The 21,739-nt window shown below is 70.3% G+C and carries 18 protein-coding genes; 8 read left to right on the forward strand and 10 right to left on the reverse strand.

Features of this window, described 5'->3' with window-relative positions; genetic code table 11:
- Positions 1–8: 8 nt before the first annotated feature.
- On the reverse strand, positions 9–515 hold the full coding sequence (locus tag ACFVYE_RS12335; protein WP_383967163.1) for an Lrp/AsnC family transcriptional regulator: 507 nt from the start codon (positions 513–515) through the stop codon (positions 9–11).
- 265 nt (positions 516–780) lie between these two features.
- Between ACFVYE_RS12335 and pdhA the strand changes: the two genes are divergently transcribed.
- The 7 genes from pdhA to ACFVYE_RS12370 all read left to right on the forward strand — a co-directional run bounded on the left by pdhA (position 781) and on the right by ACFVYE_RS12370 (position 9,511).
- Positions 781–1,944 carry a pyruvate dehydrogenase (acetyl-transferring) E1 component subunit alpha gene (gene pdhA, locus ACFVYE_RS12340; protein ID WP_383967115.1) on the forward strand — a complete coding sequence of 388 codons (1,164 nt, stop codon included), beginning with the start codon at positions 781–783 and terminating at the stop codon, positions 1,942–1,944.
- Positions 1,941–2,972 (forward strand): alpha-ketoacid dehydrogenase subunit beta, encoded by a 1,032-nt coding sequence (locus tag ACFVYE_RS12345; protein ID WP_389605341.1) that lies wholly within the window; start codon positions 1,941–1,943, stop codon positions 2,970–2,972. Before pdhA ends, ACFVYE_RS12345 begins: the two co-directional genes overlap by 4 nt.
- On the forward strand, positions 2,972–4,465 hold the full coding sequence (locus ACFVYE_RS12350) for a dihydrolipoamide acetyltransferase family protein (protein WP_389605343.1): 1,494 nt from the start codon (positions 2,972–2,974) through the stop codon (positions 4,463–4,465). The genes ACFVYE_RS12345 and ACFVYE_RS12350 overlap by 1 nt, the downstream gene beginning before the upstream one ends.
- Positions 4,466–4,564: 99 nt before the next feature.
- On the forward strand, positions 4,565–5,413 hold the full coding sequence (locus ACFVYE_RS12355) for an NTP transferase domain-containing protein (RefSeq protein ID WP_383967124.1): 849 nt from the start codon (positions 4,565–4,567) through the stop codon (positions 5,411–5,413).
- Positions 5,410–7,269, forward strand: coding sequence for a molybdopterin-binding protein (locus ACFVYE_RS12360; protein WP_389605345.1), 1,860 nt, complete (start codon positions 5,410–5,412; stop codon positions 7,267–7,269). Before ACFVYE_RS12355 ends, ACFVYE_RS12360 begins: the two co-directional genes overlap by 4 nt.
- Positions 7,227–8,363, forward strand: coding sequence for a potassium channel family protein (locus ACFVYE_RS12365; protein ID WP_383967130.1), 1,137 nt, complete (start codon positions 7,227–7,229; stop codon positions 8,361–8,363). The genes ACFVYE_RS12360 and ACFVYE_RS12365 overlap by 43 nt, the downstream gene beginning before the upstream one ends.
- Before the next feature lie 161 nt (positions 8,364–8,524).
- On the forward strand, positions 8,525–9,511 hold the full coding sequence (locus tag ACFVYE_RS12370; RefSeq protein WP_383967132.1) for an NAD(P)H-quinone oxidoreductase: 987 nt from the start codon (positions 8,525–8,527) through the stop codon (positions 9,509–9,511).
- Positions 9,512–9,628: 117 nt separating this feature from the next.
- Here ACFVYE_RS12370 and ACFVYE_RS12375 read toward each other — a convergent pair whose 3' ends face one another.
- The 6 genes from ACFVYE_RS12375 to ACFVYE_RS12400 form a co-directional block, all read right to left on the reverse strand.
- Positions 9,629–10,177 carry a bacterial proteasome activator family protein gene (locus tag ACFVYE_RS12375; RefSeq protein WP_323183884.1) on the reverse strand — a complete coding sequence of 183 codons (549 nt, stop codon included), beginning with the start codon at positions 10,175–10,177 and terminating at the stop codon, positions 9,629–9,631.
- A 119-nt stretch (positions 10,178–10,296) separates the two neighbouring features.
- Positions 10,297–13,143 (reverse strand): FtsX-like permease family protein, encoded by a 2,847-nt coding sequence (locus tag ACFVYE_RS12380; RefSeq protein ID WP_389605348.1) that lies wholly within the window; start codon positions 13,141–13,143, stop codon positions 10,297–10,299.
- Entirely contained in the window at positions 13,140–13,919 is a 780-nt protein-coding gene (locus ACFVYE_RS12385) for an ABC transporter ATP-binding protein (RefSeq protein ID WP_383967139.1), read from the reverse strand. Before ACFVYE_RS12385 ends, ACFVYE_RS12380 begins: the two co-directional genes overlap by 4 nt.
- A 155-nt stretch (positions 13,920–14,074) precedes the next feature.
- Positions 14,075–14,689: a PadR family transcriptional regulator gene (locus tag ACFVYE_RS12390; protein WP_383967142.1), complete on the reverse strand. Its 615-nt coding sequence runs from the start codon at positions 14,687–14,689 to the stop codon at positions 14,075–14,077.
- Positions 14,690–14,761: 72 nt separating this feature from the next.
- A complete protein-coding gene (locus ACFVYE_RS12395; RefSeq protein WP_383967144.1) occupies positions 14,762–15,448 on the reverse strand; it encodes a hypothetical protein in 687 nt (228 codons plus the stop codon).
- Between the two features lie 182 nt (positions 15,449–15,630).
- Complete coding sequence (locus tag ACFVYE_RS12400; RefSeq protein WP_383967147.1) at positions 15,631–17,265, reverse strand: protein kinase; 1,635 nt, start codon at positions 17,263–17,265, stop codon at positions 15,631–15,633.
- A gap of 295 nt (positions 17,266–17,560) precedes the next feature.
- On the opposite strand from ACFVYE_RS12400, the gene ACFVYE_RS12405 reads away from it, so the two are divergent.
- Positions 17,561–19,189, forward strand: a complete 1,629-nt coding sequence (locus ACFVYE_RS12405; protein WP_383967149.1) for a protein kinase — start codon at positions 17,561–17,563, stop codon at positions 19,187–19,189.
- A 26-nt stretch (positions 19,190–19,215) separates the two neighbouring features.
- Here ACFVYE_RS12405 and ACFVYE_RS12410 read toward each other — a convergent pair whose 3' ends face one another.
- The 3 genes from ACFVYE_RS12410 to ACFVYE_RS12420 form a co-directional block, all read right to left on the reverse strand.
- Positions 19,216–20,208 carry a phosphotransferase gene (locus tag ACFVYE_RS12410; RefSeq protein ID WP_383967166.1) on the reverse strand — a complete coding sequence of 331 codons (993 nt, stop codon included), beginning with the start codon at positions 20,206–20,208 and terminating at the stop codon, positions 19,216–19,218.
- A gap of 111 nt (positions 20,209–20,319) precedes the next feature.
- A complete protein-coding gene (locus ACFVYE_RS12415) occupies positions 20,320–20,748 on the reverse strand; it encodes a pyridoxamine 5'-phosphate oxidase family protein (RefSeq protein WP_383967152.1) in 429 nt (142 codons plus the stop codon).
- Positions 20,749–20,883: 135 nt separating this feature from the next.
- Positions 20,884–21,546, reverse strand: a complete 663-nt coding sequence (locus ACFVYE_RS12420) for a response regulator (protein WP_383967169.1) — start codon at positions 21,544–21,546, stop codon at positions 20,884–20,886.
- Positions 21,547–21,739 lie beyond the last annotated feature (193 nt).

Below are 21,739 nucleotides of genomic sequence, written 5' to 3' on the forward strand. Positions count from 1 at the left end.
GGTTCCCGTCAGGTCAGCTCGGTGGTTCCGGCCGGGCCCGGGGCCAGGTCCGTCTCCTCGAACACCAGAAGTGTGCGGGTGGAGAGCACCTCCGGGATGGCCTGGATCCTGGTCAGGACCAGCTCGCGCAGCGACCGGTTGTCCGGGGTGTGCACCAGCAACAGGACATCGAAGTCGCCGCTGACCAGTGCGATGTGCGTGGCCCCCGGCAGCGCCTGGAGCTGCTCGCGCACGGTGCGCCAGGAATTCTGGACGATCTTGAGAGTGATGTACGCGGAGGCGCCCTGCCCCGCCCGCTCATGGTTCACACGCGCGCTGAAACCGCGGATCACACCGTCGTCGATGAGCCGATTGATCCGGGCATACGCGTTGGCCCGGGACACATGGACGCGATCGGCCACCGACCGTATCGAGGCACGGCCGTCCGTCTGGAGCAGTCGCAGGATGTCGCGGTCGATGGCGTCGAGCGGGCGCGCGGGCGGTACCTGGCCGGGGTCCTCGCCCCCGTCGGCCATTTGTTCAGCTGACATGTGCCCCCGCCTCCCTGTCCTGGACGACCTGCCCCTATCCCAGGCTGTGGAGAACCGTTTGTCCACAGGCTGAAGGTGCCTGTAGCCAAAATGCGCTCGCGACCGAACAATCGGTAGGTGAGGCACACCACGTCCGTGCCTCGGACAGCGCTCGACATTTCGAATTATTTCGACACCCCTCGACATCGGACGATCCCCCGATGTCGCAAGACGCCGCTCGAAAACCCCTCGATGCCAGGAGGTGCTTGTCATGACGGTCCAAGAGCTGCCCGGCGCGGCCGCTTACCGGCCCACGCCGCCCCCGGCCTGGAAGCCGCTCACCGATCCCGCGCCGCTGCTCCCGGACCCCGAGCCGTACCGCGTGCTCGGTACGGATGCCGCGGCCGATGCCGACCCCGAACTGCTGCTGCGGCTCTACACGGAGCTGGTGCGCGGACGGCGGTACAACGCGCAGGCCACCGCTCTCACCAAGCAGGGCCGGCTCGCCGTCTACCCGTCGAGCACGGGGCAGGAGGCCTGCGAGATAGCGGCCGCGCTGGTGCTGGAGGAGCGGGACTGGCTCTTTCCCAGCTATCGCGACACGCTGGCGGCCGTGGCGCGCGGCCTGGACCCGGTCGAGGCACTGACGCTGCTGCGCGGCGACCGGCACACCGGTTACGACCCGCGCGAGCACCGCATCGCCCCGCTCTGCACCCCCCTCGCCACCCAGCTGCCGCACGCGGTGGGCCTGGCACACGCGGCGCGCCTCAAGGGCGACGACGTGGTGGCGTTGGCCATGGTCGGTGACGGCGGGACCAGCGAGGGTGATTTCCATGAGGCGCTGAATTTCGCGGCCGTCTGGCGGGCCCCGGTGGTCTTCCTCGTACAGAACAACGGCTTCGCGATCTCCGTACCGCTGGCCAAGCAGACCGCTGCTCCGTCCCTGGCGCACAAGGCCGTGGGATACGGGATGCCGGGCCGGCTGGTGGACGGCAATGACGCGGCCGCCGTGCATCAAGTCCTCGGTGAGGCGGTCGCGCGGGCCCGTAGCGGTGGCGGTCCTACCCTCGTCGAGGCGGTGACGTACCGCATGGACGCCCATACGAACGCCGACGACGCCACGCGCTACCGCGTCGACAGCGAAGTGGAGGCGTGGCGTGCACACGATCCCATTCAGCTCCTGGAGCGGGAGCTGACCGGGCGGGGGTTGCTCGGCGACGACGGGATCGAGGAGGCGCGCGCGGCTGCGGAGCGGATGGCTGCCGCTCTGCGCGAGCGGATGAACGCCGATCCGGTGCTGGAGCCGATGGATCTCTTCGCCCACGTCTACGCGGAGCAGACCACGCAGCTGCGGGAGCAGGCCGCCCGATTGCGTGTCGAGCTGGAGGCCGAGCAGGGGCTGCACGGCCACAACGACCTGGAGGAAGGGCGATGACCATCGCAGCGGCGCCGGCCGGAGAGCGGGCGGCGAAGGCCAAACCCGCCACCATGGCGCAGGCGCTCGGGCGAGCGCTGCGTGACTCGATGGCCGAGGACCCGACGGTGCATGTCCTGGGCGAGGACGTCGGCACGCTCGGTGGGGTCTTCCGGGTCACCGATGGTCTGGCGAAGGAGTTCGGCGAGGACCGTTGCACGGACACCCCGCTGGCCGAGGCGGGCATCCTCGGTACGGCCGTCGGCATGGCCATGTACGGGCTGCGGCCCGTGGTGGAGATGCAGTTCGATGCCTTTGCCTATCCGGCCTTCGAGCAACTCATCAGCCATGTCGCAAAGATGCGGAACCGGACGGCCGGTGCCATGCCGTTGCCGATCACGGTCCGGGTGCCGTATGGCGGCGGGATCGGCGGGGTCGAGCATCACAGCGATTCCTCGGAGGCGTACTACATGGCGACGCCCGGCCTCCATGTCGTCACGCCCGCCACGGTCGAGGACGCGTACGGGCTGCTGAGGGCCTCGATCGCCTCCGATGATCCTGTGGTCTTCCTGGAGCCGAAGCGGCTCTACTGGTCGAAGGCGGACTGGTCGCCCGAGGCGCCGGTGGCCGTGGAACCGATCGGACGGGCTGTCGTCCGCCGGCCTGGGCGCAGCGCGACGCTGATCACGTACGGGCCGTCGCTGCCGGTCTGTATGGAGGCTGCGGAAGCGGCCGTCGACGAGGGCTGGGATCTCGAAGTCGTCGATCTGCGCTCGTTGGTGCCGTTCGACGACGAGACCGTGGCCGCTTCCGTGCGGCGTACGGGGCGCGCTGTCGTCGTCCATGAGTCCTCCGGTTTCGGCGGTCCGGGCGGCGAGATCGCGGCCCGGGTCACCGAGCGCTGTTTCCACCATCTGGAGGCGCCGGTGCTGCGGGTCGCCGGGTTCGACATTCCGTATCCGCCGCCGATGCAGGAGCGGCACCATCTGCCGGGCGTGGACCGGGTGCTCGACGCGGTTGCCCGCCTGCAGTGGGAGGCGGGGAGCTGATGCCCCAGGTATTTGAATTCAAGCTGCCGGACCTCGGCGAAGGGCTCACCGAGGCGGAGATCGTGCGCTGGCTGGTGGAGGTCGGCGATGTCGTCGCCATCGACCAGCCGGTCGTCGAGGTCGAGACGGCCAAGGCGATGGTGGAGGTGCCGTGCCCTTACGGGGGCGTGGTGACCGCGCGGTTCGGCGAGGAGGGAACGGAACTTCCGGTCGGAGAACCGCTGTTGACGGTGGCGGTGGGGTCCGAGGCCTTGGGGTCAGTGGGGCTGGCGGGCTCGGACGCGGGGGCTGGGGCGGTGGTATCGACTGTGGGGTCGGGGGCCGGTTCAGACGGGGCGGGTTCCGGGTCCGGTTCTGGGGCCGGTGAGGCGGAGGCATCCGGCAATGTGTTGGTCGGGTACGGGACGGGCGCACCGGTGGCGCGCCGTCGACGGGTCCGTCCCGAGGCGATGGCGGCGCCTGTTGCCGTACATGTGACGGCTGCGGCTCCGGCGGCTGTTCCGGACGCGGTGCCGGGGCCGGTGGCCGTCGTCTCACCACTGGTGCGGAAGCTGGCGCGGCAACATGATCTTGATCTGCGGCAGCTGGCGGGTTCCGGGCCCGACGGGCTGATCATGCGGGCCGATGTCGAATCCGCCATCAGGGCAGTCACAGAGAGGGCGGCCGCTCCCACGCCGGCCTCGGCCGCGGTCTCGGTGCCGGAGTTGGTTTCGGAACCGACGTCGCTGCCTCCGGTACAGCCGTCGGCGTCTCCTGTGCAGCCGTTGGCGGCTCAGCCGGCTGCGAGCCCGGCCGTGGAGCGGATTCCGTTGCGCGGTGTACGGGGCGCGGTCGCCGACAAGTTGGCGCGCAGCCGACGGGAGATCCCCGATGCCACGTGCTGGGTCGACGCCGACGCCACCGAGCTGATGGCGGCCAGATCCGCGATGAACAGTGCCGGTGGCCCGGCCGCCGGGCCCAAGGTGTCGGTGCTCGCCCTGCTGGCGCGTATCTGCACAGCTGCGCTGGCCCGGTTCCCCGAGCTCAACTCCACGGTGGACCTGGAGGCACGGGAGATCGTGCGGCTGCCGGAGGTCCATCTCGGGTTCGCGGCCCAGACCGAGCGGGGCCTGGTCGTCCCCGTCGTACGGGACGCGCAGGCCCGGAACGCGGAGTCGATCGGGGCCGAGATCGCCCGGCTGACCGAGGCGGCCCGGACCGGGAGGCTGACCCCGGCGGAGCTGACCGGCGGCACGTTCACGCTGAACAACTACGGGGTGTTCGGAGTCGACGGTTCGACCCCGATCATCAACCACCCGGAGGCGGCGATGCTGGGTGTCGGCCGGATCGTGCCCAAGCCGTGGGTACACGAGGGCGAGCTGGCCGTACGCCAGGTCGTCCAGCTCTCGCTGACCTTCGACCACCGGGTCTGCGACGGCGGTACGGCGGGTGGCTTCCTGCGCTACGTGGCCGACTGCGTGGAGCAACCGGCGGTGCTGCTGCGCACGTTGTAGACGTAAAGGGGCGCGGGCTCCCGTTTCCTCCCCTCACTGATCCACTGGATTGCGGACGGGGAGGATCAACGGGAGGCTGCGGCCCGCATACTCGGATACATGACCGCGTATGACGCCATCGTCCTTGCCGGAGGGGCCGCCAAGCGGCTCGGCGGCGCCGACAAGCCCGGAATCCGGGTCGGTGGCCGTGCGCTGCTCGACCGGGTGCTGGCGGCCTGCGCCGATGCCTCGGCCACCGTGGTGGTGGGCGGGCGGCGGCCCACCGTGCGCGCAGTGGCCTGGACGCGGGAAGAACCGCAGGGCGGCGGCCCGTTGGCCGCGCTCGATGCCGGGGTCCGGCGCACCGCCGCGGACTGGGTTCTCGTACTCTCCGCCGATCTGCCGTTCCTCGGGGAGAGCACGGTCGCAGCGCTGCTGGCCGCCGCCGGTGAGGGGCAGCAGGAAGGGGCCCTGTGCACCGATCAGGACGGTCGTGACCAGCCCCTCGTCGCCGTGTACCGTGCCGAACCGCTGCGCCGCGAGCTCGCCCTGCTCGCCACCGAGCACGGCAGTCTGTCCGGACTCCCCTTGCGGTTGCTGACGAATGAACTCGACCTTGCCCGGGTGGAGGCCGGCCCCCTCGCCTCCTTCGACTGCGACACCTGGGAGGACATCGCGTCGGCCCGGGCCCGTATCAGAGAGCATGGGACCGTGCTGGACGAATGGATCAACGCAGTCAAGAACGAACTGGGCATCGAACTCGACGTCGACACCGACGTCCTGCTCGATCTCGCCCGTGACGCCGCCCACGGCGTCGCCCGGCCCGCCGCGCCCCTGACGACCTTCCTGGTCGGGTACGCGGCGGCGAAGGCGAGCAGCGACGGCGACGGACCGGCGGCGGTGGCCGAGGCCGCCCGCAAGGCTGCCGCGCTCGCACTTCGGTGGGCGGACGAGAACGAGACGCAATGACAGCCCATAACGGCAGGTTCGACCCACCTCCGGCGGCCGACGTCGCGTCGATGGACGTCGGGCCCTCGGCAGGTGTCGGGCCTTCGGCCCGTGACCGTCCGGCGTCGGCCGACCGAGGGCTGGATGCGGGCGATCGGTCGTCGGCTGCCAACTCATCCTCGACGGTCAGTTCGCCTTCGGCGGCCAACCCGTCGTCAGGGGTCAACTCGTCCTCGGCGAGCGACCGTCCTGCAACGGCGGGTCGGGGCCCGACTCCGGAGGAACTGCGGGCTGCCGAGGAGGACCGGGCTGTTGAACAGGCCCTCGCTCTGGTCGGGCGCCAGTCGTCGGGTGAGCCCCGCCCCGCACGTCGACCTCAGTCCGCGGATCAGTCCCACTTCATGGACTCCGGCTCCTCGGGGCAGCCGAACTCCACGGATCGGCCCCACCCCACGGAAAGATCCGAGTCCACATCCCAGTTCCCGCCCCCGAACCAGAGCGCCGACCGGCCCCACGGGCGTGACCGGCACAGGCGGGCCGCACCCTGGCGGGAGGCGCGCGCCCTCGCCGCACGGTCGGGCCGGAATGCTCCCGCCCGCGTCCGGCGACTGCCCCTCGACCAGGCGCTCGGACACGTACTCGCCGAGCCGCTCGTGGCGCTCACCGATCTGCCGTCCTTCGACACCTCCGCCATGGACGGCTGGGTTGTCACCGGACCGGGTCCGTGGACCATCCGCGAGGTCGAAGGAGCAGGCAAGGAGAAGGGTTCCGGGGACAGGGGTGTGGGTCCGCACCCAGGCCAGGATCTGGGCATCCTTGCCGGGCACAGCACCCCCGCCGCGCTCCCCGACGGCGATGCCGTACGGATCGCCACCGGCGCCCGCATCCCGGCGGATGCCAACGCCGTGATCCGCAGCGAACACGCTCACGTGGACGAGACCAAGCGGCTGCTCCACGCGAAGCAGCGGGTGCTCCCCGGACAGGACATCAGGCCTCGTGGTCAGGAATGCCGTTCCGGCGATCAGCTCCTGCCCGCCGGGGCCCTGGTGACGCCCGCTGTCCTCGGTCTGGCCGCCGCTGCCGGGTACGACGAGCTCGTCACTGTCCCCCGCCCTCGCGTCGATGTCCTCGTCCTCGGTGATGAACTGCTGACCAGCGGTCTGCCGCACGACGGATTGATCCGCGACGCGCTGGGCCCGATGATCGGCCCCTGGGTGCGAGCGCTGGGCGCCGAGGTCTCCGCCCCGCAGCGCCTCGGCGACGACGCGGCGGCCCTCCGGCGCGCCCTCACCACCTCGGACGCCGATCTGGTCATCACCACCGGCGGTACCGCCTCGGGCCCTGTCGACCACGTCCACCCGGTCCTTGCCGAGATCGGGGCCGAGTTGCTGGTCGACGGCGTCGCGGTCCGCCCCGGTCACCCGATGCTGCTGGCCAGGCTCAGGACGGAGGGTTCAGACGTGGGCCCGTATCTCGTCGGACTGCCCGGCAATCCCCTGGCCGCCGTCTCCGGGCTCCTCACGCTTGCCGAACCGCTGCTCCGCGGGCTGGCCGGCCTTGCGCCGGAGACGCCGTACCGGGTCGTCGTACGTGACGAGGTGCACGGGCACCCGCACGACACCCGTCTGGTGCCTGTCGTCCACAGCACAGGCAGTACCGGCGACAGCGTCGGCTACCTCGGCGACGCGGGAACCGGCGGCGGTGCCGAGCACGTCATACCGCTGCACTACAACGGTCCGGCGATGCTCCGGGGAATTGCCGCAGCGGACGGGCTGGCCGTCGTACCACCGGGCGGGGTACGGTCCGGCACCGAGGTGGAGATTCTCGACTTGCCGTGGGCGTCGGCGACGCCGTGGACGGAAGGGTGTTTCACGTGAAACTTCCCGGCCACGATGCGATGGCCAGGCGCGCCGATGAGCATGTCGCGCCCACACGGGTGCAGCTCCCGCGCAGGGTCGTCCACGGACCGGCGCGGCAGGTCGCCAAGCGGCTGATGATGGCGTTGGTGGTGCTTGCCGCCACCGTGCTGATCGTCTGGCTCGACCGCAGTGGATATCACGACGCCGCCGATGGCAACGTCGACCTGCTGGACGCGGTGTACTACGCGACGGTCACCCTCTCCACCACCGGCTACGGCGACATCACCCCGTACGGGGACAGCGCCCGGCTCACCAATGTGGTGCTCGTGACACCGCTGCGGGTGCTCTTCCTGATCATCCTGGTCGGCACCACTCTCGAGGTCCTTACTGAACGGACCCGGGAGGACTTTCGGCTGAAGCGTTGGAGAACCAACTTGCGTGACCACACCGTTGTCGTCGGCTTCGGCACGAAGGGCCGTTCGGCCATCCAGACCCTGCGGGCCACCGGCCTGAAGAAGGAACAGATCGTCATCGTCGACCCGGCGACCAAGGTGATCGAGATCGCCAACGCCGAGGGATTCGTGGGCGTGGTCGGCGACGCGACGCGCAGCGAGGTGCTGTTGCGGGCCGAGCTCCAGAAGGCGCGTCAGATCATCATCGCCACCCAGCGCGACGACACGGCGGTGCTGGTGGCGTTGACGGCGCGGCAGCTCAACCGCGGCGCGAAGATCGTGGCCGCGGTGCGCGAGGAGGAGAACGCCCCGCTGCTCCGGCAGTCCGGCGCCGATGCTGTGATCACCAGCGCCAGCGCGGCGGGCCGGCTGCTCGGCCTCTCCGTCCTCAGCCCCAGCGCGGGCACGGTGATGGAGGACCTGATCCAGCAGGGCAGCGGTCTCGATCTCGTCGAACGGCCGGTGATAAAGGCCGAGGTGGGCAAGAGCGTCCGGGAGACCGACGATCTCGTGGTCAGCGTGTTGCGGGGGCATCGGTTGATCGGATACGACGATCCGGCGGCCAGTCCGCTGCAGTTGACGGACCGTCTGATCACCATCGTGCGTGCCTCGAACGAACCACCGCTGAGCAACCCCGCTACGGGCACGCCGCGCCCGTAGCGGGCCTCGCGCCGCGCCCGTAGCCCAGACATCGCGTCGGCACGGTTTCCGTCGGCCCGGCCCGCGGCCCAAGGTGTCGCCCGGCCCGCGGCCCACGGTGTCGCCAGGCCTCCCGGAGCCGTGGCGTCGCCCGGCCCGCGCCACGGAGTAGCCTCGCCGCCATGTATGCGATCACGATCTCCGAACCCGGTGGCCCCGAAGCGCTCGTATGGGCCGAGGTGCCAGATCCGGTAGCCGGCGAGGGCGAGGTTCTCGTCGATGTCGTGTCCAGCGCGGTCAATCGCGCCGACGTGCTGCAGCGGCAGGGGTTCTACAACCCGCCGCCCGGCGCCTCCCCGTACCCGGGCCTGGAGTGCGCGGGCCGCATCTCGGCGATCGGTCCCGGTGTCACCGGCTGGTCGGTCGGCGACGAGGTCTGTGCGCTGCTCGCAGGCGGCGGTTACGCGGAGAAGGTCGCCGTGCCCGCCGGGCAGCTGCTGCCCGTACCGGACGGAGTCGATCTGACCCTGGCCGCGGCGCTGCCCGAGGTGACGGCCACGGTCTGGTCGAACGTGTTCATGGTTGCCCATCTGCGCCCCGGCGAGACGCTGTTGGTGCACGGCGGGTCCAGTGGCATCGGCACGATGGCGATCCAGCTGGCCAAGGCTGTGGGCGCAACGGTCGCGGTGACCGCGGGCGGACCGGAGAAGCTCGCGCGCTGTGCGGAGCTCGGGGCCGACATCCTGATCGACTACCGGGAGCAGGACTTCGTCGAGGAGCTGCGCAAGGCGACGGACGGGGCCGGTGCGGATGTCATTCTCGACATCGTCGGCGCGAAGTACCTGGACCGGAACGTGCAGGCACTCGCCGTCAACGGCCGGCTTGCCATCATCGGCCTCCAGGGCGGCGTCAAGGGCGAGCTGAATCTGAACACCCTCCTGCACAAGCGGGCCGCCATCACCGCGACCTCGCTGCGTGGCCGTCCGCTCGCCGAGAAGGCCGCCATCGTCGCTGCCGTATGCGAGCACGTCTGGCCGCTGATCGCCGACGGTGTCGTCCGGCCGATCGTGCACTGCACGCTGCCGATGCCCGATGCCGCCGAGGCCCACCGGGTGCTGGAGTCCAGCGCACACATCGGAAAGGTGCTTCTGCAGACCCCCGCGGGCTGACGCGCGCCCGTCATCGAGCACACATGACGGGGCCCGGCACACAGGTCGTCGACCATGTGTGCCGGGCCTCGGTGTTGCTACGTGATCGGGGTGTACGAACCAATTGCGATGTACGGACTAGAGATACGGGCCCGACCGGATGGCCCCGTGCTGGTCCCCGCTGCCGTCCTCGTCCTCGTGTCCGCTGCCCGGCGGAAGAGCGCGGCGCATCTGCTCCAGCTGGGCCCGCGCCGCCATCTGCTGGGCGAACAGTGCCGTCTGGATGCCGTGGAAGAGGCCTTCCAGCCAGCCCACCAACTGGGCCTGTGCAATCCGGAGTTCCGCCTCGGACGGCACCGACTCCTCGGTGAACGGCAGGGAGAGCCGCTCCAGTTCCTCCACCAGCTCCGGTGCGAGGCCGTCCTCCAGCTCCTTCACGGAGCTTGCGTGGATCTCCTTGAGCCTGACCCGGCTCGCCTCGTCGAGAGGAGCTGCCCTGACCTCCTCCAGGAGCTGCTTGATCATGCTGCCGATGCGCATGACCTTCGCGGGCTGTTCGACCATCTCCGTCACCGGGACCTCACGCGATTCGTCGTCAGTGCCACCGCCGCCGATCGCCATGCCGTCCTGCCCCACTACGAGGACTTGGGGGTGCTCCTGCGACCGTTCATTCCTCGGCATCTCCATGGCGCCATTGTCTCGCACGCCTGCCGTACAACACGGTGGTGCCCCCGCAAACGGTTGATCCACCGTTTTCGAGGGCACCAAATCAGCCGGTCAGGCCACTGACCGCACCGCCCGTGTCATCATCCGGCCCGCCGCGCCAGCGCCAGGCGCGACCGCGTGAACGCCGCCGCGAGCACCCCGGCCAGCAGCGGAATGCACACGACGAGCAGACCGATGGTCGCCCAGGGCAGCACGATGGGCGTGTACGCCGACTGCGTGGGATCGAGCCGCATCGCCTTCAGCGCTTCCCGCAGGTCGGTGAGGCGCAGCGCCACCGCAGGCACCAGGCCTGCCAGTGTGCCGAGCACCACACCTGTGAGCGCCACCACCACGCACTGGAAGCCTGACAGCTTCCGCCGCACGCTCGGAGGCGCACCCACCGCGCTGAGGGTGTTGAGGTCGGCTTCCGCGTCCGCCTTGGCGAGGCCCGTAGTGATCGCGGCCGCGCCCAGTGTCACCATTCCGGCGAACAGGGTCAGGATCAGCAGGATGGTGTCCTGCTCCTGGCTGGGGCCGTAATCGGACTGCACCCAGATGCCGCCGCCGGCCTGCTCGATGGCACCGGAGACCCGCTGGTCCTCGGCGGCCGTCGGCGCATGGGCGACGGCATACACGCTCCCGGACGCCCTGGTGTGCAGGCCGAGCCGCTCCGCGGTCTTCTCCGGGAGGATCATGCGGATTCCAGGGGTGGTGGCGTACTTCGCGGGGGCCACGTACACCTTGAGCTTGTCCGTGGTGGTCCGCGCCTTGCCCGGGTGCTGCTTCCCGTACTTCTTGTCCTTCCCGCTGTACTGGTGGACCGCCTTGACGGTGACCTCGCCGTTCTCCGCGTACACCGGGTTGAGCAGCACCGGTGTGCCCGCGGCCAGTGCCTCGGCGGCTGCGGGGTCGTCGAGCTTCACATACGTGTCGAGCAGGGCCGCGTCCGCGACGACGATGTTGCTCTCATCGGTGTTGAAGAGGCCCGACGCCATCAGGTCGGTGAGGCAGGCGGGGGACCGCATCAGCTTCTTGTGCTCGTCGGCGGAGAGCCGCGCGGCGAGTTCCTTGGCTCCCTTGCGGGTGAGCGGGCAGCTGCGGGCCTTTCCGGTGGGCTTGACCAGTTCCAGCGAACCGCAGTGGTTCTCCTCGTAGTCGTTGCAGTCGCTGCCTGACCAGACCCGTCGGAAGTCCGCGTGTCCGCTGGTGACGGCCATGTTCCGCTCCACCGCCGTCCGTGCCAGCGGGAGGTGCTCGGCCGCTTTCTCGTCGGAGGACGAGACGACGATGGTCCCCTTGGTGAGCGAGGGGATGTAGTTGTACTCGGCCTCGGCGGAATGGCTGGACATGTACGTGGCGATGGCCACCGAACCTGCGACGGCCGCCATCACCGCGGCGACGGCGGGAGCGGTACGGCCACGGTTGCGGGCCGCGTCGCGCAGCGCCATCCGGGGCGAGAGAGGCAGCCTCCTGCCGAGCCGCCCCAGGAAGCCGACGATCACCGGGATGCAGGCGAGCAGCCCGAGTTCGGCGACCATCGAGCCGCCGGCGACCAGTGTCGAATTGTCGCTGGTGCCGCCGTAGAGGGCGATCGCGGCACCGAACGCCAGCACGCAGGCGCCCAGGACGGGCAGCACCCGTGAGGAGCGGCGGACGCCGCGTCGTCCGGTGAGCGACTCCAGTACGGACTGCCGGCTCGCCACGATCGCCGGGGCGAATGCCGCCAACAGGCCGGTGATCAGGCCGATCACGGCGATGAGCAGCAACTCCAGCGGCGGCATCGCAAGAGAGCCGAACCGGTGTCCGGCCCAGTTCTCGATCACGGGCTGGAGAGCCGCGGTGAGCCCGAGGCCGACCATGACACCCGCCACCGCTCCGATGCCACCGAGCACCAGACCGCCACCGAGCACCACGGCCCTGACGTGGCGCCTGTCTCCGCCGCAGGTGCCGAGGAGGCCGAGCTGGCGGCGGGAGCGGCGCGCACCGACCGCGAAGGCCGGACCGGCGAGCAGCACGATCTCCAGGACCGCCATGGCGATCACGGTGACGAGTTCCGGGCTGAGCTTCTCGGAGCCGCTGTCGGCGGTGCCTGGGTTCCTGGCCATCAGCGGGACCTCGGAGTCCGGCGGCGGGTCGAGGGCGACCTGCCGGGACGTGACGAGCACGCCCGACTCATTGGCCTCCATGATGTGCGGCCAGGTCACACCGACCCCTGCGGGGCCTTTGACCAGCCAGTCCGTGGACCCGGCGTTCGGCGGAAGCACCTTCTTGTCGTGGTCGGCCCTGTCCTTCCACGGCGCGATGACCGTACCGGGGTCGGCGTAGAGCGCCTTGGTCCTCAGCTCGCTGGGCAGCTCGACCACACCGGTGATGGTGTACGTCCGTCCGGAGTTGCGCACGGTGGTGGTCGAGCCGACGTGCAGCCCGGTCTCCTTCAGGAACGGCTCGGTGGCGGCCATCTCGTCCTTGCCGTGCGGATGGGCGCCGCGCACGAGGTCGATCTTGCCGCGGGCCATCTTGTCCGACGTCCGGACCTCGAAGATGTCGGTGTTCGTGACGCCGAACCGGGTGGTGACACTCGCCGGGACGGACTGGATGCTGATCGCCCGCGAACCCTTGGGGAACGTCGTCCTGACGTCGACCGGGTCAGCGTTCTCCACGGGCGGTGCGTCGTCGGCGCCCATGTAAATGTTGCTCATCCCCCCATCGGGGAGCTGCTCGATGGGCCCCATCATCTGGTCGCTGAAAAGCGCGTCGGCGGAACCCAATTCGCTGGTCAGCTGCTCGGCGAGGGTCGGCGTCATGCTGCGGTACGTCACATCGACGGCCGTGACACCGAGTACCGGTACGGCAATCATCGCGACCACCAGTGCGCTGCGGCCCTTGGCGCGCATCGCGTCGCGCCTGGCTATGCGGAGGGAGGCGCGCCAGCCCGTGAAGACGCTCACTCGGCGCCCTCGGCGGCCAGCAGCGAGTCGGCGTCGGCGGTGAGCGCCTGGTCGACGATCGAACCGTCCCGGAGGAACACGACCCGGTCCGCCCAGGCGGCGTACCGCGACTCGTGCGTCACCATCACACCGGCCGCGCCCTGGTCGCAGCGGTTGCGCAGCAGCGCGAGCACGGCCTCGCCGGTCTCGGAGTCGAGTGCCCCGGTCGGTTCGTCGGCGAGCACGAGGCGCCGGTCGCCCACCAGCGCACGGGCGATCGCGACGCGCTGCTGCTGGCCGCCGGACATCTCGTCCGGGAACCGGTCGGCGATCTCCAGGAGCTTCAACTCCTCCAGCGCCGCCCGCGCCTCCTTGCGGGCCTTGCGCACGGAGACCCCGTCGAGCTCGCGCGGCAGGGCGATGTTCTCGGCGGCGGTGAGCGCCGGGATCAGGTTGTAGTCCTGGAAGACGTAGCCGACGCTGCGGCGGCGCAGGGCGGCGACGCCCTTGCGGCCGAGGCCGGCGATGTCCTGGCCCTCGATGATGACCTGGCCGCCGGTCGCGGTGTCGAGACCGCCCGCGATGGTCAGCAGGGTGGACTTGCCGGAGCCGGAGGGGCCCATCACGGCGACGAGTTCACCGGCGTGTACGGAGAGGTCGATGCCACGCAGGGCGTGTACCTCGGCGATGCCGGTGCCGTGGGTGCGGCTGAGCGCTCGGAGTTCGAGCACCGGTGCGTCGGCCGACAACGGTGAACCGGACGAGGACGCGGATCGGGACGGGGCGCGCGTGGACATGGTGGGTGGTTCCCCCTTGGAACGGATCTGTGGGACCGGCGCCGGAGACCGAAGCGGTCAGTGGCCGGTGCCGGGTGCGTACGTGGCAGTGTCGGCGGCGCCCAATGCATAAGTGGATGGTCCGAGGGCCGTGCCGGTTTCCGGGTGGTTGGTGGTCAGCGCCGGGTGCGTGGGCGGGCGGTGCGGGCCGGGGCGCGGTTCGCCGTACGTACCTCGGGCCCCGGCTCCGTGGCGGCGGCCTCGGCGAGGCGGACCAGCCGCGACTCGCAGTGATCCAGCCAGCGGGCCTCGGCCTCCGCCTGGAAGATCAGCTGCTCGAGTACGAGCAGCCAGGCGACCTCGTCGCGGTTGGCCGGGACATCGGCGAGGGCCTGCGCCTTGAGGCGGGTGTAGTCCTGCATCGCCTTCACGGTGTGGAGGCGCTGGGACTGGATGACGGCCCGGATGTCGACTCCGGGCGCGCCGACCGCCATGGCGAGCTTGATGGCCAGCTCGTCGCGGGGCGGGTTGCTGCGGTCGACGGGTGTCTCGAACCAGTTCCGCAGCTCGGTGCGGCCGTCGTCGGTGATCGCGTAGAGGGCGTGTCCCTGGTCGTCCTCGTCGTCCTGGGCGACCAGGCCGTCGCGCTCCAGCCGGCTCAGCGTCGTGTAGACCTGGCCGACGTTGAGCGGCCAGGTGGAGCCGGTGCGCGACTCGAATTCACTACGGAGCTGGGAGCCGTATCGGGGCCCCCGCTCCAGCAGGGCCAGTAGCCCGTGACGGATCGACATACTGAGTATGTATACCGAGTATGTTGTTCAACGCAAGCCCCGGCCGGAGCGGTGGGAGGCCTGTGGTTCGTCTCAGTTCGGGCGGCGCAAACGGAATGCCAGGAAGCCCAGCCCCAGTCCTATCAGTGCGATTCCCGCGCCCAGCGACACCCGTTGCACCCGTTCCACGGACGGCCCGTCGAGGGCCTGTGGAGCGAGCGGGCCGGCCTTGGGGGATGTGCTCGCCGCCGGTGTCACGGCGTTCACCGGCGCCGGGTCGGTCGCCGCGGGCCGTGCGTCGGGCTCGTCGAACGAACTGTCCGCGGGGCTGAGCTCCGACGGCGGGAGTTGCCGCCCGGGCCTCGGTCGCCCCTCCCCGGCCTCGCGCCCGGCGAGTGGGGGCTGCGCTTCGGGAGGCGGCGACCCTGCGTTCGCGGCGTCGGAGGAGGGGTCGGAGCGGGGTGAGGCCGAGGGGGAGCCGGAGGCCGGGGAGGAGGGCGAAGGGGATGCCGGAGGTGCGGGGGCGGCCGAGGCGCCCCCCGAGGGAGTGGTCGTAGGTATGTCCGAGCGTACGGCCGAAGGAGTGGTCGAACCCTTGCCTGACGGTTCGGCACCGGGGATGGCGGAAGGCGGGGTGGAAGGTCCGGCCGACGAGGTCGTGGGCGGCGTCACCGAGGTGCTGACCACCCCCGGCGTCCCGCCGGGGGTGCGCCGGTCCGCGTGCGCCTCGCCCGTCGCGGCCCCCAGTGTCGCGACCGCCGAGAATATGAGATGGACCACGCACCTCGTGGACCGTGAAGGGAGAAGTCCTGGAGCCATGAGGGCAGCGTCACATGTGACGGTATGTCCGGCATCTCGGTCATACGAAGCCCCCAGGAGGCGCCGGCACGTGTATGCGGCCCGGGAAGCCCGCCCTCACATGTACCGGGCCGTCACTTCCGTGTACCCGGGTACGCGTCCGGTCAGGCCGGGTCGCCCGTTGCGATGCGCAGCTCGAAGTGTGCGCCCGTCTTGGGCACAGCAGTCCCGGAGGTGGGGAACTGGTCGATGACCTGGTCCTCCGCGTAGGCGTTCCCCGGCACCTTGATCTGCTTGATGGTCCAGCCCGCCGCGTCCGCGCACGTCTTCGCCGAGAGGATGTCCTTGTAGAGGAAGCTCGGTGCGTCGACCTTGTTCGGGTCGTCGTTGTCCTCCATCGCGTCCGTGCAGTCCTCGGTTTTCATCGTCCGGTTCCGCTCCGGATCCTTGTGCTCGCCCGCGGCCGGCGATTCATTCGCGGAGTTGTTGCCGTCCGTACCCGGGTCGTCCTTCAGCGAGAGCACCGTGATCAGCCCGCCGATCGCGATCAGCGCGACCACGATCGAGCCCACGATCACCGGCATGTTCCGCTTGGAGCCGCCCGCGCCGGAGCCGGAGTGCGTCTGCGGCGCGATCGTGTAGGGCGGCGGGGTCTGCTGCTGCATCGGGGACATCGGCGCCTGGCTCTGATACGTCGGAGCCGACTGCGGATAGCCGTACGACGGAGCGGGCGCCGGGGTCGGCGGACCGTACGGCCCCGACTGGTACGGGCCCGGCTGGTACGGCGTCTGGACATTCTGCGGCGCCGGGGCGGACTGGTCGACCGGCGGGAAGACCGCCGAACCGACGCCCGAGCCGCTGTTCGACGGCGCGCCGCCGCCCGCGACGATCGCCGGGGCGCCCGTCTGCCCGCTCGCGCTCAGGACGCGCGCGATCTCGTCCTGCATCGCCGCGGCGCTCGGGAAGCGCTCGTTCGGGTTCTTCTTCAGCGCGCGGGCGACGAGCGCGTCCATCGCCGGGGTGATCGACCGGTTGATGGTGGAGGGCGCGACAGGCTCCTCCTGGACGTGCGCGTACGCGATGGCGAGCGGCGAGTCCGCGTCGAACGGGATCCGTCCGGTCAGCAGCTGGAACAGCATGATGCCGACCGAGTACAGGTCGGAGCGCGCGTCCACCCCGCGCCCCAGGGCCTGCTCGGGGGAGAGGTACTGCGGGGTGCCGACGACCATGCCGGTCTGTGTCATCGATGTGACGCCCGACTGCATGGCGCGGGCGATGCCGAAGTCCATGACCTTCACGACACCGCGCTTGGTCACCATCACGTTGCCGGGCTTGATGTCGCGGTGGACCAGGCCCATCTCGTGGCTGGTGTCCAGCGCGGCCAGTACGTCGGCCGTCACCTTGAGCGCCCTGTCGGCCGGCATCGCACCGTAATGCCGGATGTCCGCCTGGAGCACGGAGCCGAGCGGCTGCCCCTCCACGTACTCCATGACGATGTACGGCATCAGCGCGCCGCCGAGCTCGTCCTCGCCGGTGTCGAAGACCGAGACGATGTTGGTGTGCTGCAGTTTGGCAACGGCCTGCGCCTCGCGCCGGAACCGCTCACGGAAGGACTGCTCGCGGCCCAGCTCCGTGTGCAGCGTCTTGATCGCGACCTGGCGGTCCAGTGCGGAGTCGTACGCCAGATATACGGACGCCATCCCGCCCTCACCGAGCAGGTCGCGAAGCTGGTACCGGCCGCCGGCGACCGAACCGCCCGCATAGCGCCCCTGAGCGCCGTGTGCGCCGTCCTGGCTCATGACTTGCTTCCCCCTCGGCGCGCGACTGACGCGATGATCCCTATCTACGCGCCAAGTCTGCCCGAGGGGTACGACACGTCAAGCCAGGTGCCCGTTCCGTGACCCTACGCACAAGAAGCGTCTCGGAAGCGTTACAGGAACCGCATGGAATTTGCGCGCGCGGCACGCCGGCCGGTTGGATGACCCGTCCCTCTCGGAAACGGTGTGTCCGGCAGAGGCTGTAGCGTGACGTGGCAATGCAGCTAGACACCGTGAGAACCCGCGGACGCGCGGACAGATACGACGGCGAGGACTGATGGCACCCGATTCCGAAGCAAACGGCGGCGGAGTTTCGGATGGCACCGACTCCTGGGGCATCGGCGGCGTCGTCGGTGACGGACGTTACCGGATGACCCACCGGCTCGGCCGGGGCGGCATGGCGGAGGTCTTCGCGGCCGAGGACGTCAGGCTGGGACGTACGGTCGCGGTCAAGCTCCTGCGTTCCGATCTCGCCGAGGACCCGGTCTCCAAGGCCCGGTTCACGCGCGAGGCACAGTCGGTCGCGGGCCTCAACCACCATGCGATCGTCGCCGTGTACGACTCCGGCGAGGACGTCGTGGGCGGCCAGACCGTCCCCTACATCGTGATGGAGCTCGTCGAGGGCCACACCATCCGCGATCTGCTGCTCAATGCCGAGGCCCCGCCGCCCGAGCAGGCGCTGATCATTGTCTCGGGGGTGCTGGAAGCCCTCGCGTACTCGCACCAGCACGGCATCGTGCACCGTGACATCAAGCCCGCCAACGTGATCATCACGAACTCGGGTGCGGTCAAGGTGATGGACTTCGGCATCGCCCGTGCGCTGCACGGCGCGCAGTCGACGATGACGCAGACCGGCATGGTCATGGGCACGCCGCAGTACCTCTCCCCCGAGCAGGCGCTGGGCAAGGCCGTCGACCACCGCTCCGACCTCTATGCCACCGGCTGCCTGCTGTACGAACTCCTGGCACTGCGGCCCCCGTTCACGGGTGAGACGCCGCTCTCCGTGGTGTATCAGCATGTGCAGGACATTCCGGTCCCGCCGTCCGAGGTCCTGGAGGCGGTGCCGCCGGAGCTGGACGGGCTGGTCATGCGCTCGCTCGCGAAGGACCCGGACGACCGGTTCCAGAGCGCCGAGGAGATGCGCGGCCTCGTCCAGTACGGCCTGCAGATGCTTCAGGTGCAGGGCGGCCACACGGGTACGTGGAACACCGGCCCGGTCGCGATGCACGAAGGCGGACACACCCCGGCCATGGGCATCGCCGGGGGCACGATGGCGATGAGCCACCCGCAGCACGGGGACACCTCGCAGGGCCCGATCCTGCCGCCGATGAACCCCGACGACGGTGGCTATGAAGGCGGACACCAGGGCGGTGGCGGCCGCGGCAAGCTGTGGCTGTTCGTCGTGCTCGCGCTGATCGCGATCGGGGCCGGTGTCGCCATCGCCGTCAACGCGGCGAACAGCAACGACAACCAACGCGAGAAGACGCCCACGAAGACCTCCAGCTCGCCGTCCGAGACGGAGAGCTCGCCCTCGCCGAGCGACGAGCAGAGCGAGGAGAGCCAGCAGCCGGAGAACTCCACCGGCAACCAGGAGAACACGCCGCCGCAGCAGTCCTACACCCCGCCGGTCACCCCGAGCGAGTCGTCCGAGCCGCCGTCGACCGAGCCGTCCGCACCGGCCACAGGTGGCAGCACCGACGCCGGCACGGGCACGGCCGACGGCGGTACCGGGACAGCTGACGGAGGCACGGGTACGGCCGACGGCGGTACCGGGACAGCTGACGGAGGCACGGGTACGGCCGACGGCGGTACGGGTACGGCCGACGGCGGCGCCGGTGGCGAGGCCGCCGGGACCACCACCGGCACGTCCACGGGGGCCGGCACCACGGCGGGCACCACCCCTTAACCCCGGACGGCCCGCACGGGGCGGCCTCACCCTGTGAACGCCTCGCGCACCGCCTCGTACTCACGCGTCCACCAGACCGCCAGGGCCGACACCGCAGGGAACTGCGGGTCGGCCCTTCGGTCGTGCAGGCAGTACCGCCAGCGCAGTATCCAGAAGTCGTTGAGCCGCTCCCACCACACCCGGTGCACCGCCGCGGCCAGTTCCGCGGCCCCCGCCCCGGCCGCCCGCCGGTACGCCCCCGCGTACGCCCGTACCTTCTCCAGCTCCAGCTTCCCGGCCGGCTGTACGAAGAAGATCGCCGCGGCCCGTACCGCCTCCTCCGCGCGCGGCTGGACCCCGAGCCGGTCCCAGTCGAGGATCGCGACCGGGTCCGTGCCCCGGTAGAGGACGTTCAGCGGGTGGAAGTCGCCGTGCACCCAGCCGGTGGCCGGGATGTCGGGGGTGGGCGGCCTGCGGTCGGCGTGCTGTTCCAGCAGGGTGCGCCGCTCCAGGAGGCGGTGCTCGGCCAGTTCGTCGAAGGAGTCCCGGGGGCGGCGCCCGCGCGCGGCCGTCAGCAGGTCGTCGATCAGCGCGAAGGTGTCGGCGGGGTCGGGGCTCCGGTAGCCGCTGGACCGCCCTGCGAGTCCCGTGCCCGTCTCCATGACCTGTTCGAGCCCGGTGTGCACGGCCCCGAGCAGCGCTCCGAGCCGCTGCGACTGGGCGGCGGTGAGCTGGGCGCCGGCCCGGTGCAGTCCGTCGACCCAGGGGTGCAGGGCGTAGCACCGGCCGCCGATCTCCGTGACCGTGTCGCCCTCGGTGTCCTCCACGGGCGGCGCGACGGGCACGCCGAGTGACTGCAGCCGCTGGGTGGCGCGGTGCTGGCGGACGATCGTGGCACGGTCGCCGGTGGAGTCGTCGAGGTGATGCTTGAGGAAGTAGGAGCCGCGGGTGGTGGAGACGCGGTAGCCGTGATTGAGCAGGCCCTGGGTGACGGGCTTGCAGGTGAGGGGCTCACCGGCATCCGGGTAGCGGCGCAGCACCTCGTCCACCGGAGGAACGGGCGGACGGGGCACGGACGAGCACAGCACCTCGCCCGGCGGCGGAGCAGACGGAAGGGTTACAGATGAGCGCGGCACTCGCCAGATGTTAGATCACGCTGCGTTGCGGATCAGTTGACTTGCGTGAAAGCCCAGGGTGTGCACGGAGACGAAGTGCGGGTCGACCCCGAGGTAGGCCGGGGCGAACGGCTCCCCGTTCACCTGGAAGGGGGCGGCGCCGAAGTGCTCCCGCTGTTCGGGGGTCGGGTGCACGATCTCGGCGGGGCCGGTGAACTGCACGGACCACAGCTCGCCGTCGTCCCCCGAGGACGCGGCGTTGAAGTTGTCCGCTCCGTATGCCACGACCGTGCCGTCGCAGGCCTCGTGGTAGCCGAGGCCGCTGTGCATCCGCAGGACGACGCGGCCGTCGACCACGATGTGGCGGGCCACCGCCAGTATCGGGAGGGCCCGCATGCTCGTCGCCAGCCGGCCGTACGGGACGCGGCCGAGCAGTTCGATCGCGTGGAGTTCCTCAGAGGGCATGCTCTCCACTCTCCGCCACCGGGGAGGCCGTAAAAAAGAGGCCGCGGCCCCAGGTGGTCCGGGACCAAAGTCCCGAAGGATCACCGGGGACCGCGGCCGCTCCGTGCACGTCCCGGCCCTGTCACCACGCGGCGTTCAGCCCTTTTTCTCCGCCTGCAGCCTGGCCACGTACGCGGCGGCCTGCGAGCGCCGTTCCATGCCCAGCTTGGAGAGCAGACTGGAGACATAATTCTTGATCGTCTTTTCGGCGAGGTGCAGCCGCTCGCCGATGACCCGGTTCGTCAGCCCCTCCCCGATCAGATCGAGGATCTTGCGCTCCTGATCGGTGAGACCGGCGAGCTTGTCGTCACCCCGGCCTTTCTTGCCGTCGCGCAGCCGCTCCAGCACCCGGGCGGTCGCCACCGGGTCCAGCAGCGACTTCCCGGCCGCCACGTCCCGTACCGCGTTCAGCAGTTCGTTGCCGCGGATCGCCTTCAGTACGTATCCCGACGCGCCTGCCATGATCGCGTCGAAGAGCGCCTCGTCATCGGCGTACGAGGTCAGCATCAGGCATTTGATGTTCTCGTCCTGGGAACGGATCTCCCGGCAGACCTCCACCCCGCTTCCGTCCGGCAGCCGCACATCGAGCACCGCCACATCGGGCCGGGTCGCGGGGATACGGACCAGCGCGTCCGCCGCCGTGCCGGCCTCGCCGACGACCTCGATGTCGTCCTCGACCGAGAGCAATTCATGGACTCCGCGCCGGACGACTTCGTGGTCGTCCAGCAGAAAAACGGTGATTTTTCCTTGTTCGCGCACAAAACGCAGTCTCACACACTCGCCTCTTCCCTGCCGCCGAACGGCGGGATAACGTGCCGTTGTTCCGGCGGCCTGCAAGGCTGTTCCCAGTGCTGTGACCAGCGAGAGTTCCCGACTTTTTCGATTTACTTGGAAATCCAAGCAAAATCGCAGGTCAGATAGGGTTTCGCAGTTATGCGGCGTACTGGGTAAC

The sequence above is a fragment of the Streptomyces sp. NPDC058239 genome (genome assembly GCF_042882185.1).
Taxonomy (GTDB): domain Bacteria; phylum Actinomycetota; class Actinomycetes; order Streptomycetales; family Streptomycetaceae; genus Streptomyces.